The following is a 17,524-nucleotide window of genomic DNA, read 5'->3' as shown; positions in this document are numbered from 1 at the left end:
CTCAGTCGCGGTCGCCGTCGCCGTCCGGCTCCTCGTCGGCGGCCACGGCGGCCACTGCGGCGTCGAAGTCGTCGGGGTCGCCCGTGTCGTCCGGGTCGTCCAGGAAGCGCCGGACCTCCGCCATGCCGTCGTCGGCGGGTTCGCCCTCCGCCGCGACGCAGTCGGCCAGCTCCTTGCGGAGCGCCTCGGCGTCGATCCCGGCCCCGATCAGCACCAGTTCGGTGCCGGTCCCGGCGGTGGGCGCCGGGTAGAACCGCAGGAACCGGCCGACGGCGTGCAGGAGGAGCCGTTCGGTGCCGAGGGGAACGCCGAGGGAGACAAAGCCCTTGATCCGGTAGAGCCCGGCCGGCCGGGTGTCCAGGAAGCGCATCAGGCGGCGCGCGGCGAGGGGCCGCGCGGCGGTGAACGACACGCTGTCGTAGGCGGTGTGGACGTGGGCGCGCGGATCGTCCTCGTCGGCGGCCAGGTCGGCGAACGAGAGCTGCCGCGCGCCCGTCCACCGCTCCCGTTCCTCCGCGCGGTCGAAGAACAGGCCCGGGTCGACGCGCCCGTGCACGGCCTCGACGACCGGCACGCCGCCGCCGCGCTCGCGCAGATCGGCCAGGAGGGCGGCGCGCCGGGCGGCGTCGATCCGGTCGGTCTTGTTGAGCACCAGGAGGTCGGCGGCGCCGAGATGCCGGCTCCGCTCCGGCTCGGCCGCGTCCACGACCTGCACGAGCCCGCCGTACACGATGTGCGGGTTCTCGCTGGCGAGGATCATCCTGATCAGCGCGGGCGGCTCGGCCAGCCCGCTGGCCTCCACGACGACGAGGTCGATGCCCGTGCCGGGCCGCGCCAGTCGCTCCAGGGCCGCGTCCAGATCCTCGGTGTCGACGGCGCAGCACAGGCAGCCGTTCCCGAACGACGCCACCGCGTCCACCTGCCCGGCCACCAGCATGGCGTCGACCGGGATGCTGCCGAAGTCGTTGACGACGGCGCCGATCCGGATCCCCTCGCGGTTGCGCAGCAGATGGTTGAGGAGGGTGGTCTTGCCCGCCCCCAGAAAGCCCGCGAGCACGATGACCGGGATCCGGCCGCTGACGAAGTTCCGCACGCCGACCGAGCCTAGCGCCCCCGGCGGGCGGCAGGCCGGCGAGACGGCCGGGACTGCTGAGGTTAGCCTTGCCTATGTGAGCGAATGTGCGACTCTCTCCGCGGCGCGGGCCGAGCCGCTCGCCGGCACGGCCGCCACCGCCCGCACGTGGCTGCTCGTCGAGCAGCCGGGCCCCTGGGGCGGCAAGGCGCTCACCGAGAGCCGGCTCGACCCGGAGCTGGGCCGGGCCCTGGAGGCCGCCACCACCGGCGCGGGCACCGGCGTCCGCGTGGCGCTGATCCGCCGCCCCGGCCGGGACGGCGAGCGGGACGGGACCCGGCGCCGGGTCCTCCTCGCGCACACCGGCCCCGGCGACGCCTGGATCAGGTCCACCCGGCTCACCGGCGAGGACGCCGTCCGCGACCTGTCCGGCCTGGACTACGCCCGGCTCGGCGCCGGACACCACGACGGCCTGTGGACGCCCCACCGCGGCGGCCCGCTGGCCCTGGTCTGCACCAACGGCAAGCGCGACCGCTGCTGCGCCCTGCTCGGCCGCCCGCTGGCCGCCGAGATCGCCGCGGCCGGCGGCGCGGACGTCTGGGAGATCACCCACATCGGCGGGCACCGCTTCTCCCCCACCCTGCTCACGCTGCCGCACGGCTACGCCTACGGCCGGATGAGCGCGGTCGCCGTCAAGGGCGTGCTGGCCGCCCTCCAGGACGGCCGGGTGGTGACGGAGCACTGCCGGGGCCGCTCCACCTGGGACCGGCCGGGCCAGGCCGCCGAACTGGCGGTGCGGGAGCTGACCGGCGAGCACGGCGCCGACGCGCTGACCGTGGAGAGCGCCCACGGCGGCGGCGCGGCCGGTGGCGCACACCGGCTGGTCACCGTCGCGCACCGGGACGGCCGCCGCTGGCGGGTGGAGGTCACCGAGGAGGCCGCCGGGGAGCCGGCGCCCGCGAGCTGCGGCGCCGCGCCCGAGCCCCAGCCGGCGTTCGTGACCGGCCGCGTCGTCGCCGTGCGCTGAGCGCTGGGCGTCAGGTGTCGATGCGGGACCGGTCCAGGGTCGCCGCCGCGTTGGCGATGAACTCCCGGCGCGGCGCGACCTCGTTGCCCATCAGCAGGCTGAAGGCCTCCTCCGCGGCGTCCAGATCGCTGATGTTGATCCGGCGCAGGGTCCGCTTGCGCGGGTCCATCGTGGTCTCCGCGAGCTGGTCGGCGTCCATCTCGCCGAGGCCCTTGTAGCGCTGGATCGAGTCCTTGTACCGGATGCCTCTGCGGTCCAGGTCGAGCAGGGTCTCCCGCAGCTCGTTGTCCGAGTAGGTGTACAGGTACTTGTCCTGGCCCTTCTTCGGGTTGCTCAGCTCGATGCGGTGCAGCGGCGGCACGGCCGAGAAGACCCGGCCCTGCTCCACCATGGGCCGCATGTAGCGCTGGAAGAGCGTCAGCAGCAGGCAGCGGATGTGCGCCCCGTCCACGTCCGCGTCGGCGAGGAAGATGACCCGGCCGTAACGCGCCTGGTCGATGTCGAACGTCCGCCCCGACCCGGCTCCTATCACCTGGATGATCGCGCCGCACTCGGCGTTCTTCAGCATGTCGGCGACCGACGACTTCTGGACGTTGAGGATCTTGCCGCGGATCGGCAGCAGCGCCTGGAACTCCGAGTTCCGCGCGAGCTTGGCCGTGCCCAGGGCGCTGTCGCCCTCCACGATGAACAGCTCGCTGCGCTCCACCTCGTCGCTGCGGCAGTCGGCGAGCTTCGCCGGGAGGGCGGAGGACTCCAGGGCCGTCTTCCGCCGCTGCGCCTCCTTGTGCTGCCGGGCCGCGATCCGGGTGCGGGCCGCCGCCACGACCTTCTCCAGGACGGCGCGCGCCTGCTGCTTGGCGTCCCGCTTGCCGGAGGTCAGGAACGCCTTCAGCTCCTTGGCGACCACAGCGGCCACGATGCGGGAGGCGGCCGAGGTGCCGAGCACCTCCTTGGTCTGCCCCTCGAACTGCGGCTCGGCCAGCCGGACCGTCACCACGGCCGTCAGCCCCTCCAGGGCGTCGTCCTTGCTGATGTCCTCCTCGGCGACCCGCAGCAGCTTGGTGGCGCGCAGCACCTCGTTGACGGTCGTGCGCACGGCGCGCTCGAAGCCCGCGACGTGGGTGCCCCCCTTGGGGGTCGCGATGATGTTGACGAAGGACTTCAGCGTGGTGTCGTACCCGGTGCCCCAGCGCATCGCGACGTCGACGTGCAGGTCGCGCCTGACCTCGGTGGGGATCATGTGGCCGCGGTCGTCCAGGACCGGGACGGTCTCCTTGAAGGTGCCGTCGCCCTGGAGCCGCAGCACGTCGGAGACGGGCTTGTCCGGCGCCAGGTACTCGCAGAACTCGCTGATGCCGCCGTCGTAGCGGAAGACCTCCTCGGACGGCTCCGCGCCCTCCGTGCCGCGCTCGTCGCGGACGACGATGGTCAGCCCGGGGACCAGGAACGCAGTCTGGCGGGCACGGGCGTGCAGGGTCTCCAGGGAGAGCTTGGCGTCCTTGAGGAAGATCTGCCGGTCCGCCCAGTACCGCACGCGGGTGCCGGTGCGGGTCCTGGGGATCTTCTTGCCGGTGAGCAGCCCGCCGGCCGGATCGAACGGGGCGTCCGGGCCGGACTCGGTGAAGATGCCGGGGGTGCCGCGCCGGAAGCTGATCGTGTGGGTCCGCCCACCGCGGTCCACCTCGACGTCGAGCCGGGAGGAGAGGGCGTTGACCACCGAGGCGCCGACGCCGTGCAGCCCGCCGGAGGCCGCGTAGGAGCCACCGCCGAACTTGCCGCCCGCGTGGAGCTTGGTCATCACGACCTCGACGCCGGACAGGCCGGTCTTCGGCTCGATGTCGACCGGGATGCCCCGGCCGTTGTCCCGGACCTCCACCGAGCCGTCGTCGTGGAGCAGCACCTCGATGTGGTCGCAGTGGCCGCCCAGCGCCTCGTCGACCGCGTTGTCGATGATCTCCCACAGGCAGTGCATCAGGCCGCGGCTGTCCGTCGAGCCGATGTACATCCCGGGGCGCTTGCGCACCGCCTCCAGACCCTCCAGCACCAGCAGGTGGCGGGCGGTGTAGTTGCCCCCTGGATCGGATCCGGTCAGCAGTGCGGTGGATGGCACGGACGTGTCGGCGGTCACGCAGTTCGCTCCTCGCTGAATCCAGATCTGTGGCGTAGTGCCGCTCAGAGGGTACCGAGGCCTTGTAGAGCGGTTGTGCAGCTACCCGAGGAATATCAGGGTAGCCCAGAGTCGTTCACGTGTTCGATGACTCGTACGGGTGACGCGCACGTCACGTTCCCTTCGAGGCATGAACCATTTAGGCTCCGGGCACGTCCTTCTGAACGGAGGGACCGACCCCGGATACACCGAGGTAGCCGGAACAAAACGACCGAGACAACGCTTATAGCTACGACCCACCTGCAATACGGCTCATTCGCCGCCAACCGGCAGCGTTCGGCCATCTCGACAGTGACTTTTTCAGCGAGAAAGCCGCGAGCGGGAACGTTCACGGCCTGGTTGGATGTTGTCCCTGGTACGACAGCTCGTCGAGCTAGAGAAGAGGCGACGTGACTACTGTTCTGACCCCCGCGACCCCGCTGACGGCCGGGGACCGCTGCGACCGCTGTGGTGCCCAGGCGTATCTCCGCGTGGTCCTCGCCAACGGCGGAGAGCTCCTGTTCTGCGCCCACCACGGCCGCAAGTTCGAGCCGGAGCTCAAGAAGATCGCCGCGGAGATACAGGACGAGACGGAGAAGCTCACGGCGACTCCTGCGTCCGCACACGACGACGAACGCTGACCGGCCGCGTATCGCGTCCCACCACCGACGGGCTCGTTCCGGCCCCTGATCCGGAGACGGGCGGTCACCCCGGTGTCCCCCGGGGAGACCGCCCGTTGCCCTTTTGGGCCCCGGTGACCGCGCCGGTGTCCGCCGGTGCCGCGCGCAGCAGGTCGGCGACCGCCGAGCCGCGCGTGTAGACGCCGGGGCGGCCGGGCTCGCCGCAGCCGGTCCCCCAGGAGACCAGGCCGACCAGCAGCCCGCCGGCCACCAGCGGTCCGCCGCTGTCGCCCTGGCAGGCGTCCTTGCCACCCCCCGGTGACGCCGCGCACACCATCGACTCCGCGTCGAAGAGGCTGCCCTCCCCGGTGCCCCCCGTGGCGCCCGTCTCCGCCTCGTACGCGTCCGCACAGGCCGCGTCGTCCAGGATCCGGACGCGGGCGGAGTGCAGCCGGTGCGCGTAGCTGCCGTCCCCCGCGGTGTCCCCCCAGCCGAGGACGTCGGCCGGGGTGCCGGGCGTGTAGACGGGATGCCCCCGGTCGGCCACCGGGAGGACGTAGTGCGCCGGAAGCGGCTCGGCGAGGGTGAGCACGGCGAGGTCGCCCGCGTTCGTCCCCGCGTCGTAGGCCGGATTGATCCACGTGCCGGTCACCGGCACCTCGCGGCCCGCCGTACCGTCCAGGTCGTCGCGGCCCGCGATCACCGTCAGGTCCCGCAGGTCCCCCGGCCCGCCGCCCGGCACCGGCCGGGTGAGGCAGTGCGCGGCGGTCACCACCGTGCGGCTGCCGACGACCGCCCCACCGCAGAACTGACCCGAACGGACGTCCCCGAACAGTTCCCGGCTGCTCAGCGCCACCACCCACGGGGTCCGGGACACCGGAGCCGGATGGCCGCCCACCACCGCGGCACCGGCCGCAGCGGCCGTGCGCGGGGACGGCACGACCGGCAGGGCGGGCAGGGCCAGCAGGGCCACCGCGACCAGGGCGGACAGCGGGACAGCACGAGGCGGCCGGGACGGATGACGACGCATGCGGGCTCCTGGAACCGTACGGAATCCTGTAACCACCCAGCGTCACGGCGACGGCCGCGGCGCGCATCCCGAGTGCGCCCGCGGCCGTCGTCCGCCGTCGTGCCGTGTGCTCAGTCCAGGTAGTCCCGCAGGACCTGCGAGCGGGAGGGGTGACGGAGCTTGGACATGGTCTTGGACTCGATCTGGCGGATGCGCTCGCGCGTCACGCCGTAGACCTTGCCGATCTCGTCCAGCGTCTTGGGCTGGCCGTCCGTGAGGCCGAAGCGCATGGAGACCACGCCGGCCTCGCGCTCGCTCAGGGTGTCCAGCACGGAGTGGAGCTGCTCCTGCAGCAGGGTGAAGCTGACGGCGTCCGCCGGGACGACGGCCTCGGAGTCCTCGATGAGGTCACCGAACTCGCTGTCGCCGTCCTCGCCGAGCGGGGTGTGCAGCGAGATCGGCTCACGGCCGTACTTCTGGACCTCGACCACCTTCTCGGGGGTCATGTCGAGCTCCTTGGCCAGCTCCTCCGGGGTGGGCTCGCGGCCCAGGTCCTGGAGCATCTGCCGCTGGACACGGGCGAGCTTGTTGATCACCTCGACCATGTGCACCGGGATGCGGATGGTGCGGGCCTGGTCGGCCATGGCGCGGGTGATGGCCTGCCGGATCCACCAGGTGGCGTAGGTGGAGAACTTGTAGCCCTTGGTGTAGTCGAACTTCTCGACGGCGCGGATCAGGCCCAGGTTGCCCTCCTGGATCAGGTCCAGGAAGAGCATGCCGCGGCCGGTGTAGCGCTTGGCGAGCGAGACCACCAGGCGGAGGTTGGCCTCCAGCAGGTGGTTCTTCGCGCGGCGGCCGTCCTCGGAGATGATCTCCAGCTCGCGCCTGAGCTTCGGGGCGATCTTGTCGGAGCTGGCCAGCTTGTCCTCGGCGAAGAGCCCCGCCTCGATCCGCTTGGCGAGCTCGACCTCCTGCTCGGCGTTGAGCAGCGGGACCTTGCCGATCTGCTTCAGGTAGTCCTTCACCGGGTCGGCGGTGGCGCCTGCCGCCGCGACCTGCTGCGCGGGCGCGTCGTCCTCGTCCTCGTCGGAGAGGATGAAGCCCTCGGCCTCCGGCTTGCCGTCGGGGCCCTCACCCGGGGCGGCGCCCCGGACGGCCCGCTCGGCGGGCTCCTCCAGCCCCTCCTCGTCGCCCTCGAGGAACTCGTCGACGATCTCCTTCTTCCCGTCCGACTTCTTGCCCGTGGCCGCGGTCTTCTTCGCGGTGGCGGCCTTCTTGGCCGGGGCCTTCTTCGCGGCGGCCTTCTTGGCGGGCGCCTTCTTGGCCGCCGCCGGCTTCTTGGCCGCGGGCTTCGCGGACTCGCCCGCGTCGCTCAGCGGGCCGTCGGCCGCCCCGGTGTCCTCGGCGTCGGCGGGTGGCTCCTCGGGGTGCGCCGTGGCGGTGGCCTTCGCGGGCGTGGCCTTGGCCGCGACCGTCTTGGTGGCCGTCCGCTTGGCGGTCGTCTTCGCGGCGACACTCTTCCGGGTGCGCTTGGGCGCCTCGGCGGCACTCACCATCAGCGTCACGCCCTCCTCGTCGAGGATCTGGTTGAGGCTGCGCAGAACGTTCTTCCACTGGGTTGACGGGATCTGGTCAGCCTCGAAGGCCCGGCGCACGTCATCGCCGGCGATCTGCCCCTCGGCCTTTCCCCGTTCGATGAGCGCCATCACAGAATTGGACTCGGCGATCTCGGCGGGGAGAGTACGGGAAGTGCTGGCCGACACGAACAACCTCTCGGAAACTCTGGGAACGGCTTGAGGCCCGCCCGGTACAAGCGGGACCGTGACCGACGGCGGGGGGAGCCGACGGCTGCGGTGGAGCGGCGGACGGATCACTGTCCGGCCGCTGCGGCCACCTCTTCAATCATCGCGCTGTTCCCCGAAGCGTTACGCAGCTTTCGCGTGTCCCGAGTCACACCGCACGCTCGACTGTAGCGGGCCGGGGCGGAAGCGTCGCCGGAGCCCTGCCCGGACGGGGCCCGGCGACGCGTCGGTGAGTGCCGTGTCAGTGCTCGCGCGGAGCGGGAACCACATGGTCGGCGCCTGCCGGAGCCGGTCCGGCCGCGGGGGCCGCGGTCTCCGGGGAAAAGCTGAGGAGCTGCCGCATCGCGGTCTCGGCGGCCGGGGGTTCGCCGGACGCGATCGCGTCGACGATGCGCTGGTGCAGGGCGACCGACGCCTCGGTCGGGTGCTCGCATCCGGAGGCGGCTCCGCCGGAGACCTGGAGGGCGGCGGCGACGATGCCCGAGAGGTGCTCCAGCATGCGGTTGCCCGAGGCCTGCAGCAGCAGGGCGTGGAACTCGGCGTCGGCGCGGGAGAAGGTGAGGCTGTCGCCCTGGCCCAGGGCGTGGGTCATGATGTCGACCATGTCGCCGAGGCGCTGGCGGACCTCGTCGGCCGCGTCCGCCGCGGCCAGCCGGGCGGCGAGGGGCTCGATGGTCAGGCGCAGCTCGCTCAGCTCGCGGCGCTGGTCCTCGCGCTGCGGCCCGAAGGCGCGCCATTCGATGATGTCGGGGTCGAGCAGGTTCCAGTCCCCGACGGGGCGGACCCGGGTGCCGACGTTGGGCCGGGCGCTGACGAGGCCCTTGGCCTCCAGCACCCGCAGGGACTCGCGGACGACGGTGCGGGAGACCTCGAAGCGCTGGCCGATCTCCTCGGGGACCAGCGGCCGGTCGGCGCCCAGGTCGCCGGAGACGATCATCTGGCCGAGCTGCTGCACGAGTTGGCCGTGCAGCCCGCGACCGCGGGTGCCGGCGGCGCGGCGGCCGACGCGGCCCATGTCCGGGTCGCCGCCGTCCCAGGCGGGGGCGTTGGTGGTGCGGGCGGCGCCGGTCGATTCGGCGTAGGAGTAGCGGTCGAGCTCGCTCGGGCCGGTGCGCCCGTGGTCGGCGGAGCGAGTCGCGGTCATCATCGAGTGCGCAAGGGTAGTCACGCCTCCTTTGTCGGCGGCGTCCGTTGACACCTTGAGGTCTTTGGTGAAAAGCACACGAAAGGGTGATCGGCGACTCCTGCATAATTGACGCCTAACCGGAAGGAAATGGACGTCCCTCGTCCAACGCGGACACCTGGCACGGGTGTTGGCAGGAGCGCCGGCCGGCGCCGCCGCGCGCCCTCGCGCCGACTCGCCGCTCAGCGCGGGCCGTTGCGCAGGCTGACGAGGGCGTATCCGCACAGCAGCGCCGTGAGCGACAGCCCGAGCGCCCAGCCGATCGGCTGGGACGCCAGACGCACAGTCGCGGTCAGCCAGCGGTCGACTCCGGAAGGGAACGGAAGCGTGGTCAACGCGTGCAGCCGGCCCGGCAGTCCGTCCAGCGACCGGCCGGCCGGACCGACCGGCAGGGCCCGCAGCGCGGGGGCCAGTCCCAGGGGCACGGCCACCACGGCGGCGAGCCCGAGCACGGTGGAGCGGAAGACCCCGGCGGCGAGCAGGCCCGCCCAGGCACAGGCGACGGACAGCGCGGCGGTGGTGAGGAGAACGCGCTGCCAGGGGCCGTCGATCGGGATGTCCTGGCCGAACAGGAGGGTGAGCGTGGTGGAGTTGAGGGTGACGCAGGCGCAGCACAGCAGAAGCGCGGCGCCGGCGGAGACGACGAGCTTACCGGCGAGCAGCGAGAGCCTGCGCGGCACGGGGACGCGGGCCGGGGCCAGCGCGGGGTAGCGGAACTCCTGGCCGAAGGCGAGCGCCCCGAGCGCGCCGGCCGTGATCGCGGCGGGCGGCAGGGGCAGCGGCTGGGCCCAGCCGGTGAGCACCCGCTCCGCGGAGCGGGTGCCGGCCGAGGCCAGCACCAGGCCGCTGACCAGGGCGGCCAGCAGCGTGGCGCCCATCAGCCACCACCCGGTGTCCACCCCGGCCCACCGGCGCACCTCGTAGCGCACCGGCCAGCTCGGCCCGGGCGGCGGCACCGCGGGGAGCCGGGGCGGCAGCACCGCCGGACGCGGGCCCGGGCGGGGGGCCGGCCGCCGCGCGCGCTCGGCGGCGCCGGCCGCCCTGCCGTCCGCCCGGTGCAGCGGCCCGGCCGGCGACCGGTCTCCGGACTCGCCCACCTCGACGGCGAGTTGGTGCACCAGGACACGGTTCCGGTAGGCGATCTCCCCGACCACCGCGCAGTCGCTGCCGAAGACCGACAGCCTGCTGCCGGACTCCCGCACCACCTCCACCGGTCCGGCCGCCGTGCGGAACTCCCGGGTGAGCGCGGCGACGAGCCGGTCGGCGTGCGGGGTGCGCACGGCGACCCGGGGGCGGAGCCTGGCGCGGGCGAAGTCCTCGACGACCTGGTCGGCGACCAGCCGCCCGGCCCGGAGGCTGACCACCCGGTCCGCGAACCGGACGGCCTCCCCCGGGTCTTGGCTGGTGACCAGCACCGCCCCGCCCTGGTCCGCGTAGCCGCGCAGCAGACCGCGCAGCCACGCGGCCTCCCGGGGGGACAGACCGCGCGCGGGCTCGTCGAGGACGAGGGTGTGCGGGTCGCCCAGCAGCGCGACCGCCAGCCCGAGCCTGCGGTCCATCCCCAGGGAGAACCGGCCGAGCCGCTGGTCGGCGAGCCCGCTGAGGCCCACCACGTCGAGCACGTCCTCCGCCCGGCCCGCCGGGACCCCGGCCGCGGCGGCGAGCATCCGCAGGTGCCCGACGGCGGTGCGGCGCGGGTGGCCGGGGACGTCGCCGAGCAGGACGCCGATCTCCCGCGCCGGGTGCGGGACTCGGGTCAGCGGCCGGCCCCGGAAGAGGGCGACGCCGCGTCCGGGACTGAGGTGGAGCATCAGCCGCAGCGCGGTGGACTTGCCCGCCCCCGGCGGCCCGAGGAGCGCGGTGACGCTTCCCGGGCGCGCCTCGAAGGTGAGATCGTCAACGGTCGGGGGCCGGCCACCCCGGGTCGCGCTGGTGAGTCCGATGGCCTGGATCATCGATTCTCCCGTTGGGCATGCACCCTGGCACGATAACGGGACATATCGGATTTTCCGCGCAACGCGCAGGCGTTGCGGCCTACACCTCGGGGCGCAGCATCGGCGGGTTGAGCAGCGTCGCCCCGCCCGCTCTGAACAACTGGGCCGGACGGCCGCCCTGACGGGTCGTCGTTCCGCCGACGGGCACCAGGAAGCCGGGCGTCCCGGTCACTTTCCGGTGGAAGTTGCGCGGGTCGAGGGCGACGCCCCACACCGCCTCGTAGACCCGGCGCAGCTCGCCGACGGTGAACTCGGCGGGACAGAAAGCGGCGGCGAGCGAGGAGTACTCGATCTTCGACCGGGCGCGCTCCACTCCGTCCGCGAGGATCCGCGCGTGGTCGAACGCCAGCCGCTCGACGGGACCGCCCCCGGCGCCGCCCAGCAGCCGTGCCACGGGCGTCCACTGGGCGCTGCCCGCGTCACCGCCCGCGGTGGGCGCGGGGAGATCGGGAGCGAGCACCAGATGAGCCACGCTGACCACCCGCATCCGCGGATCGCGGTGCGGATCGCCGTAGGTCGCAAGCTGTTCCAGATGCGCGCCCGCGTGCCGGCTTCCCGAGTCCTGCGCCCGCAGCCCCGTCTCCTCGGCCAGCTCGCGCGCGGCGGCCGAGGCCAGGTCCTCGTCGATCCGCACGAAGCCGCCGGGGAGCGCCCACTGTCCCCGGTGCGGCTCCTCGGCGCGGCGCACGGTGAGCGCGCACAGCGCATGCCGCCGGACGGTGAGCACGACCAGATCGACGGTGACGGCGAACGGCGGGAACTCCGACGGGTCGTAGGGCATGCCGTGATCATAGGGGGACCCACGACGGGAGTCAGAGCCCGCGCGCGGCCCGCTGCTGCCGCATGCAGCGGCGCAGCGGCTCGGGATCCAGGCCGTCGTTGCACGCCTGGTGCAGCAGTCTGGCGAACACGTACTCCGGGTCCGTCTCCAGGGCGAGGCCGAGCGCGACCTGGGCGCCGATCTGGTCACCGGAGGACCAGGCCACCCAGCCGGCCAGGGTGAGCGGCGCCGCCGCGTGCCCCTCGTAGGCGGCGACGCAACGCCGGGCCAGCGCGCGCCACAACCGCAGGGCCACCGCGGCCTCGGCGCCCTCCATCCACTCCGCCGCCCGGTCGCGGGCCCCCCGGTCCTGCAGGCCCAGGATGAGCCGCGCGGCGTCGTCCGAGGTGATCAGCGCGTCGTCCGTCGCGTCGGCCGCCGCGTCACCGGGGGTGGCGGGTGACGGAACGCGGCGGAAGCGGCCCAGCATCCGCCCGGCCAGCTCCATGGTCTCCGCGCGGACACCGGCCACGGCCGACGCGCCGCCCAGCATGCGCGGCACGAGCGCCGCGGCTGCCGCGTCCAGCGCCCGGAGCTGCCGTGACGCGGCGGGCTCGCCGAGCGGGGCGAACCGCCGTCTCAGCCCGCTGAGCGAGCCGCGGACCTCGATCCCCGCGTACGCCGCGGCCACGGCCATCGCCGAAGTGCCCTCCTGGGGCAGCTCGTTGCCGTCGCCCGAACAGCAGCCCGGCTCCGCGCAGCAGTACGACCAGTATCTGCCGCGCGAGACGTACAGCGCCTCCCAGACCGGGACTTCCAGGGCGCCGCAGGCGGTGCGCAGCCGCTGGGCCAGCGGCCGGAGCCGCTCCATCGTGTCCGCGGCCCGGCCTCCGTCCGGCGGGTCCTGGCAGAGATAGACAACGGCCGCCTCGGGACGGCTGCCCCGGGCTTCGCTGTTCTCCACGAGGCAGGCGGCCAGCTCGTCCGCGGTCGCGTCCCAGCTGTCCGGGCTCTCCGGGATGCCGGTGCGGATGCGTCCGCCGAGGCGTCCGCGCGGCCCGTGCAGGCCGATCAGCACGATCGAGTCGTCCGGATGGAAACCCATCAGGTAGGGCAGGGCGTCGGCCAGGTCGGCCGGGCCGCGGAGCGAGACCCGGCAGTCGGACACGGTCAGTTCGGGAGCGGATACGCTGTGTCGGCTCATGCCGGGGAGGATGCCGGATCCGGCCCCACCGGCGTCGCCCGTTGTCCACAGGCCCGCCCATGCGTCATACGAGTCATAAGAATGACCGGGTTTTCCACAGGCCGGTTGGCGGGGACGCCCCGTCATCGGCTTGCATGGGGGCATGCGACAGCCTTCCGCGGGCCCGGCCCCGCGTCCCGAGCCGGACACCGGGGACCTGCGCGCGGCGGCGGACGCCGTGCTCGCCCGCCTCGTCGGCGACGCCGACGCCCGGCTCCGCCCCGACCAGTGGCGCGCCATCGAGGCGCTCGTCGCCGAGCGCCGGCGGGCCCTGGTGGTGCAGCGCACGGGCTGGGGGAAGTCCGCGGTGTACTTCGTGGCCACCGCGCTGCTGCGGGAGCGGGGCGGCGGGCCCACGGTGATCGTGTCCCCGCTGCTGGCCCTCATGCGGAACCAGATGGAGGCCGCGGCCAGGGCCGGGATCCGGGCGCGCTCGATCAACTCGGCGAACAGCGAGGAGTGGGAGGGCGTCCGGGCCGAGGTGGAGGCCGGGGCCGTGGACGTCCTGCTGGTCTCGCCGGAGCGCTTGAACAACCCGGACTTCCGTGATCAGGTGCTGCCCCAACTGGCCGCGACGACCGGCCTGCTGGTGGTGGACGAGGCGCACTGCGTCTCCGACTGGGGCCACGACTTCCGCCCGGACTACCGCAGGTTGCGCACCCTGCTCGCCGGACTTCCCCCGTGCGTGCCGGTGCTGGCGACCACGGCGACGGCCAACGCCCGCGTGACGGCCGACGTCGCCGAGCAGTTGGGCACCGGCACCGATGCGGAAGGGGCCCTGGTGCTGCGCGGGCCGCTGGACCGGGAGAGCCTGCGGCTGTCCGTGCTGCGGCTGCCGGACGCGGCCCACCGGCTCGCCTGGCTCGACGGCCACCTCGACCGGCTACCGGGCTCCGGCATCGTCTACACGCTGACCGTCGCCGCCGCCGAGGAGGTCGCCGCCCATCTCACCGCGCGCGGCCACCGGGTGGCCGCCTACACCGGGCGCACCGAGCACGCGGATCGCCAGGCAGCCGAGGACGACCTCCTGGGGAACCGGGTCAAGGCCCTGGTGGCGACCTCGGCGCTGGGCATGGGCTTCGACAAGCCCGACCTGGGCTTCGTGATCCATCTCGGCTCGCCCTCCTCCCCCATCGCCTACTACCAGCAGATCGGCCGCGCCGGACGCGGAGTGGCCCACGCCGAGGTGCTGTTGTTGCCCGGCCCCGAGGACGAGGCGATCTGGCGGTACTTCGCCTCGCTCGCCTTCCCGCCCGAGGAACAGGTGCGGCGCACCCTGCGGGCCCTCGCGGACGCCGGCCGGCCACTGTCGCTCCCCGCGCTGGAGCCGCTGGTGGATCTGCGGCGCTCCCGGCTGGAGATGATGCTCAAGGTCCTCGACGTGGACGGCGCCGTGCGCAGGGAGCGCGGCGGCTGGACGGCGACCGGCGCGCCCTGGGACTACGACGGGCCCCGGTACGCGCGGGTGGCGCGGCAGCGGGAGGCGGAGCAGCAGGCGATGCGGGACTACGCCACCACGGACGGCTGCCGCATGGAGTTCCTCCGCCGCCGGCTCGACGACGAGGAGGCGGCGCCCTGCGGCCGGTGCGACACCTGCGCGGGAAGCCCGTTCGTCCCGGAGGTGGAGCCCGCCGCGCTGGAGGCCGCCCGCGGCGAGCTGGCGCGGCCGGGCACGCCCCTGGAACCGCGCCGCATGTGGCCGACGGGCCTGGCGGCGGTGGGCGTGGAGCTGAAGGGCCGCATTCCGCCCGGCGAACAGGCCGCGCCCGGCCGGGCGCTGGGACGCCTGTCGGACATCGGCTGGGGGAACCGGCTGCGCCCGCTGCTCTCGCCCGGAGCCCCGGACGCCCCGGTGCCCGACGACGTGGTGGACGCGGTGGTCGCCGTGCTCGCCGACTGGGCCAGGGCGCCCGACGGATGGGCCTCCGGCGCCGAGGGCGCCCCGGCCCGGCCGGTGGGCGTGGTCACCGTGGGCTCGGCCTCCCGGCCCCGGCTGGTGCGCTCGCTGGGCGAGCGGATCGCGGCCGTGGGCCGGATGCCGCTGCTCGGCACGGTGGAGCGGGAGCCGGGCACGGCGTCGCCCGGCCGTGGCAACAGCGCGCAGCGGGTGCGGGCGTTGAGCGGCTCGCTCCGGCTGGCGCCCGGACTGGCGGAGGCGGCGCGGGCCGCCGGCGGACCGCTGCTGCTGGTGGACGACGTCACCGAGTCGGGCTGGACGCTCGCCCTGGCGGCGCGGCTGCTGCGCACCGCGGGCTCCGGGGAGGTGCTGCCGCTGGTGCTGGCCGTGCAGGGCTGACCGGAACGCGCCCGCTCAGAACATGCCGAGCTGGCCGGCGCTCTCCAGCGACTCGGCGGCGAGGGAGTCACGGTGGGACGGCAGCTTGAGGTGGCGCCAGCGGGGCAGCGCGTCGAGATAGGCCCAGGACCTGCGGTGGTGCGGAGTCGGGCCCAGCTCCTCCAGCGCGGCCCGGTGCACCGGCGAGGGATAGCCGGCGTTGCTGTCGAAGCCGAACTCCGGGTGCTCGGCGGCCAGTTCCGCGAGCATCGCGTCGCGCCGCACCTTGGCGATGACGGACGCGGCGGCGACCGCGACGCAGGACTGGTCGCCCTTGATCACCGTCCGGACCCGCCAGGGCTCCCCCAGGTAGTCGTGCTTGCCGTCCAGGATCACGGCGTCCGGCCGCTCCGGCAGCCCCTCCAGGGCGCGGACGGCCGCCAGGCGCAGCGCGGCCGTCATGCCGAGGCGGTCGATCTCCTGCGGCGAGGCGTGGCCGAGCGCGTACGAGGTCACCCAGCCGGTGAGCACCTTCGCCAGGGCGGCCCGGCGCAGCGGCGTCAGCAGCTTGGAGTCGGTGAGCCCCTCGGGCGGGCGGCGCAGTCCGGTCACGGCGGCGCACACGGTGACCGGCCCGGCCCAGGCCCCGCGGCCCACCTCGTCGACGCCCGCGACCAGCCGGGCTCCGGTGGTGGCGCGCAGCGACCGCTCGACGCGGTGCGTGGGTGGCTCGTACGGCATGACAGGGGCCACCCTATGTGCACCAGCCCTCGAAGGGCCTCTCGGGGGTGTGCCAGCGCTCGAACGGCCGGTCCAGGTGGTAACGGCCGTCGCGGCCGAGCAGCAGTTCGCGGGTCTCGCCGTTGCCCGGGTTGGACAGCGACTCGAACTCCGCGACGGACCAGTGCAGCCAGCGCATGCAGAACAGGCGCATCGTCAGCCCGTGCGTCACCAGCAGCACGTTCGGCGGGTGGTCGGGCTCCTCGAAGCTGCGCCAGAGGCTCTCCAGGAAGGCCCCGACCCGGTCGTAGACGTCGGCGCCCGACTCCCCCTGGGCGAAGCGGTAGAAGAAGTGACCGTACGCGTCGCGGGACCGCTTCTGCCGGAGCACATCCTCGCGGTCCTGCCAGTTGCCCCAGTCCTGCTCGCGCAGCCGCGGCTCCTCGCGCACCCGCACCCGGGAGGGGTCGAGGCCGAGGGCGAGGAACGTCTCGTGCGTGCGCCGGTACGGGGAGACGTAGGCGGACACCCGCTCCTCGCCGAATACCGCCCGCAGCCGCTCCCCGGCCGCCTCGGCCTGCCGCCGGCCCTTCTCCGTCAGCGCCAGCGCGTGGTCGGGGACGTGCTCGTAGACGGAGTCGTCGTAGTTCCCCTGTGACTCTCCGTGCCGCAGGAGAACGATGCGCCGGGGCTGTGCCATGGTGTCAGCCTAGTTCCGCGCCGGGCGCGACGGCGGGCGCCGGACGCGGGACGGCGGCGGTCATACGGTCCAGGACGGCTCCATGTCGATCACGTCCCCGGCTATGGCGGCGACGTCGGCTCCGGTCTGGGCGCGCAGCGCGAGCCGCTCCACCCGCTCGGTGCGGTACTTGGCGCGCTCCGCGGCCGAGTCCCACATCGACAGCACCAGGAACTCGCAGTCCGGTTCGGCCTCGGCGAAGACGCCCCGCAGCATCCCGGGCGATCCGGCCATCGCCGGGTTCCACACCTTCTCCTGCATCAGCGCGAAGTGTTCGGCGCGCTCCTTGTGCACGCGGCAGTGTGCCACCCGCAGCAGGTTCGCGTCCGTGAAGCGCGGCTCGAAGCCCATCTTGACGTCGAAGCGGTACTGGAAGAGCCGCACCCGCGCGTCCTGGAACGTGCCCTTCTGCGCCGCCGCGAGCCGGTCGTGCGAGCGGGCCATGAACGAATCGTAGAACGCGCGGCTCTCCCAGAAGCCGAACAGATGCGCCACCCCCGGCCGGGACCGGCTCCAGCCGCCGCCCTGGGACCGGAATCCGGGCTCGCCGAGCAACCCCGCCCACTTCCGCTGCCCGCGCTCGAAGCCGACTCGGTCGACGACGGTGCACCGCATCCACTTGACCAGCACCGCGCCATCGTACGGCCAACTCGCGCGGGGGGCGCACGAGATCACCGATCACGCGACCGGCCCCCGCCCGTTCGCGATCAACTCCCCCACATGCGCCACGGATTCACCCCCGCGACAGATAATCCTCGAACGAGATCCGGCCCACCGCGCGGTCCGGCGCGAGCAGCGCTCCTTCCCGCACCGCGCGGAACGTCCTCCCCGGCAGCCGCAGCCCCACCACCGGCCGGCGCTGCAGCCGGTGTCCGAGCGGGAGGTCGGCGAGCGGCTGGCGGAGCTGGCCGTCGGGGAGCCGGCGGGGCGGGTC

14 protein-coding genes and 1 pseudogene are annotated in these 17,524 nt (G+C 73.9%); 3 read left to right on the top strand and 12 right to left on the bottom strand.

The genetic code is table 11. The annotated features are described in order from the left end of the window. Position 1: 1 nt before the first annotated feature. Positions 2–1,093 (bottom strand): CobW family GTP-binding protein, encoded by a 1,092-nt coding sequence (locus tag ACSNOC_RS11430; RefSeq protein WP_436747236.1) that lies wholly within the window; start codon positions 1,091–1,093, stop codon positions 2–4. Between the two features lie 76 nt (positions 1,094–1,169). Here ACSNOC_RS11430 and ACSNOC_RS11425 point away from each other — a divergent pair, with 76 nt between their 5' ends. After that, positions 1,170–2,099, top strand: a complete 930-nt coding sequence (locus tag ACSNOC_RS11425) for a sucrase ferredoxin (RefSeq protein WP_436747235.1) — start codon at positions 1,170–1,172, stop codon at positions 2,097–2,099. A 10-nt stretch (positions 2,100–2,109) separates the two neighbouring features. Here ACSNOC_RS11425 and ACSNOC_RS11420 read toward each other — a convergent pair whose 3' ends face one another. Further along, positions 2,110–4,227 carry a DNA gyrase/topoisomerase IV subunit B gene (locus tag ACSNOC_RS11420; RefSeq protein ID WP_436747234.1) on the bottom strand — a complete coding sequence of 706 codons (2,118 nt, stop codon included), beginning with the start codon at positions 4,225–4,227 and terminating at the stop codon, positions 2,110–2,112. Positions 4,228–4,655: 428 nt separating this feature from the next. On the opposite strand from ACSNOC_RS11420, the gene ACSNOC_RS11415 reads away from it, so the two are divergent. Beyond that, positions 4,656–4,886, top strand: a complete 231-nt coding sequence (locus tag ACSNOC_RS11415; RefSeq protein ID WP_436747233.1) for a DUF7455 domain-containing protein — start codon at positions 4,656–4,658, stop codon at positions 4,884–4,886. 64 nt (positions 4,887–4,950) lie between these two features. Here the strand turns inward: ACSNOC_RS11415 and ACSNOC_RS11410 are convergent, their stop codons facing one another. The 6 genes from ACSNOC_RS11410 to ACSNOC_RS11385 form a co-directional block, all read right to left on the bottom strand. After that, positions 4,951–5,895, bottom strand: coding sequence for a serine protease (locus tag ACSNOC_RS11410; RefSeq protein ID WP_436747232.1), 945 nt, complete (start codon positions 5,893–5,895; stop codon positions 4,951–4,953). 110 nt (positions 5,896–6,005) lie between these two features. Then, the gene (locus ACSNOC_RS11405; RefSeq protein WP_436747231.1) at positions 6,006–7,643 is read right to left on the bottom strand and encodes an RNA polymerase sigma factor; all 1,638 of its coding nucleotides are present in this window, start codon (positions 7,641–7,643) and stop codon (positions 6,006–6,008) included. 274 nt (positions 7,644–7,917) lie between these two features. After that, entirely contained in the window at positions 7,918–8,898 is a 981-nt protein-coding gene (locus ACSNOC_RS11400) for a FadR/GntR family transcriptional regulator (protein WP_436747230.1), read from the bottom strand. 143 nt (positions 8,899–9,041) lie between these two features. Then, positions 9,042–10,814: an ABC transporter ATP-binding protein gene (locus tag ACSNOC_RS11395; protein WP_436747229.1), complete on the bottom strand. Its 1,773-nt coding sequence runs from the start codon at positions 10,812–10,814 to the stop codon at positions 9,042–9,044. A gap of 79 nt (positions 10,815–10,893) precedes the next feature. Next, on the bottom strand, positions 10,894–11,634 hold the full coding sequence (locus tag ACSNOC_RS11390) for an NUDIX hydrolase (RefSeq protein WP_436747228.1): 741 nt from the start codon (positions 11,632–11,634) through the stop codon (positions 10,894–10,896). Positions 11,635–11,665: 31 nt separating this feature from the next. Continuing rightward, entirely contained in the window at positions 11,666–12,817 is a 1,152-nt protein-coding gene (locus ACSNOC_RS11385; RefSeq protein WP_436747227.1) for a DUF4192 domain-containing protein, read from the bottom strand. Between the two features lie 142 nt (positions 12,818–12,959). On the opposite strand from ACSNOC_RS11385, the gene ACSNOC_RS11380 reads away from it, so the two are divergent. After that, positions 12,960–15,152 (top strand): RecQ family ATP-dependent DNA helicase, encoded by a 2,193-nt coding sequence (locus tag ACSNOC_RS11380; protein ID WP_436747226.1) that lies wholly within the window; start codon positions 12,960–12,962, stop codon positions 15,150–15,152. Positions 15,153–15,167: 15 nt separating this feature from the next. Here ACSNOC_RS11380 and ACSNOC_RS11375 read toward each other — a convergent pair whose 3' ends face one another. The 4 genes and pseudogenes from ACSNOC_RS11375 to ACSNOC_RS11360 form a co-directional block, all read right to left on the bottom strand. Continuing rightward, entirely contained in the window at positions 15,168–15,872 is a 705-nt protein-coding gene (locus ACSNOC_RS11375; protein ID WP_436747225.1) for a ribonuclease HII, read from the bottom strand. A gap of 13 nt (positions 15,873–15,885) precedes the next feature. Beyond that, a complete protein-coding gene (locus tag ACSNOC_RS11370) occupies positions 15,886–16,551 on the bottom strand; it encodes a histidine phosphatase family protein (protein WP_436747224.1) in 666 nt (221 codons plus the stop codon). A 60-nt stretch (positions 16,552–16,611) separates the two neighbouring features. Further along, a complete protein-coding gene (locus ACSNOC_RS11365) occupies positions 16,612–17,220 on the bottom strand; it encodes a YdbC family protein (RefSeq protein ID WP_436747223.1) in 609 nt (202 codons plus the stop codon). 103 nt (positions 17,221–17,323) lie between these two features. After that, positions 17,324–17,524, bottom strand: a pseudogene (locus tag ACSNOC_RS11360) (hypothetical protein); the annotation flags it as partial.

Origin of the sequence: Streptomyces sp. URMC 129, assembly GCF_051386415.1 — a bacterium.
Taxonomy (GTDB): Bacteria; Actinomycetota; Actinomycetes; order Streptomycetales; family Streptomycetaceae; genus Streptomyces.
The sequence above is the reverse complement of the archived record's forward strand: the minus strand, read 5'-3'. Positions and strand labels throughout refer to the sequence as shown.

Bases quoted from the DNA above. Each gene is read 5' to 3' on its own strand.
- ACSNOC_RS11385 (WP_436747227.1), bottom strand. From the start codon at position 12,817: ATGAGCCGACACAGCGTATCCGCTCCCGAACTGACCGTGTCCGACTGC.
- ACSNOC_RS11370 (WP_436747224.1), bottom strand. From the start codon at position 16,551: ATGGCACAGCCCCGGCGCATCGTTCTCCTGCGGCACGGAGAGTCACAG.
- ACSNOC_RS11395 (WP_436747229.1), bottom strand. From the start codon at position 10,814: ATGATCCAGGCCATCGGACTCACCAGCGCGACCCGGGGTGGCCGGCCC.
- ACSNOC_RS11410 (WP_436747232.1), bottom strand. From the start codon at position 5,895: ATGCGTCGTCATCCGTCCCGGCCGCCTCGTGCTGTCCCGCTGTCCGCC.
- ACSNOC_RS11380 (WP_436747226.1), top strand. From the start codon at position 12,960: ATGCGACAGCCTTCCGCGGGCCCGGCCCCGCGTCCCGAGCCGGACACC.
- ACSNOC_RS11375 (WP_436747225.1), bottom strand. From the start codon at position 15,872: ATGCCGTACGAGCCACCCACGCACCGCGTCGAGCGGTCGCTGCGCGCC.
- ACSNOC_RS11390 (WP_436747228.1), bottom strand. From the start codon at position 11,634: ATGCCCTACGACCCGTCGGAGTTCCCGCCGTTCGCCGTCACCGTCGAT.